At 38.6% G+C, this 845-nt stretch carries 2 protein-coding genes; one reads left to right on the plus strand and one right to left on the minus strand.

Annotated elements, in window-relative coordinates:
* Window positions 1–2 precede the first annotated feature (2 nt).
* Window positions 3–161, plus strand: a complete 159-nt coding sequence (locus ACT3TU_RS14275) for a DUF1176 domain-containing protein (RefSeq protein WP_225735341.1) — start codon at window positions 3–5, stop codon at window positions 159–161.
* 128 nt (window positions 162–289) lie between these two features.
* Here the strand turns inward: ACT3TU_RS14275 and ACT3TU_RS14280 are convergent, their stop codons facing one another.
* Window positions 290–508 (minus strand): DUF2788 domain-containing protein, encoded by a 219-nt coding sequence (locus ACT3TU_RS14280; RefSeq protein WP_192524959.1) that lies wholly within the window; start codon window positions 506–508, stop codon window positions 290–292.
* Between the last annotated feature and the right edge of the window lie 337 nt (window positions 509–845).

Raw genomic sequence — 845 nt, forward strand, 5'->3', positions numbered from 1 at the left:
GTCTGGGCGACTGTTGGTCGATGAAAGAGTGGGTCTGGAATGGAGAGATATTTAACAAAACGCTTGAGCAGACGACAGGATTATGTCGCCTGATAGAGGCTGGTGGCGCGTGGGATTTACCAACTTACGTCAGTGACGTTATCTCACAGTCAAATAAGTGAGCGATGTTTTTTAAAACAACCGTATAAATAACGTTGCTGACGATCTTGGAGGCTACTGATTATTATTAGCAATATTATTTATTAACGATAAGATCGGTAACGCTATCAGTGAGGCATCATAGCTTTACTTAGATAAACCATTTTCCAAAGGCGAACTCTATTAGAACTTTGAGGATAAATCCTATAAAGCCGGCACCAAGCGCTAAAAACATCCAAAAAGTACCAGCGCGACCAGCATCAGATTGTTTAGATAAGTCCCAGATAATAAAGAATAAGAAAGCAATAAATATGGGCAATAAGACATACATTCCCCAGCTGGTGACGGTACTAGCTGCAATAGCGAACATGGCTTTATCCTGTATATAAAACAATAGTAAAGTACCGCATTCTCTATTAAGGCTTTTATGGTTTTTTATAAAAAATAATTATGTATAGAGAAAGCAGGCAATAATGGGCATTATTATAACTCGGAAACGAACAGGTATAAACTGCTGCTCAAGAACTAGACAACAGTAACGCTACAATTAGCACGACTGACTTGTCAGTACCCACCTCAACTATGACTTATTGATAACGCTTTAATTTGATTTATGATGAGTGAAAACGCATATAGTTAAAATACTTTAAAAACGCTACGATACTGCGGGTATAGTTTTTTTGCAGCCCCTGTCTGCGTAGGCACAG

It is taken from the genome of Psychrobacter sp. AOP3-A1-26, from assembly GCF_052378235.1.
GTDB lineage: Bacteria > Pseudomonadota > Gammaproteobacteria > Pseudomonadales > Moraxellaceae > Psychrobacter.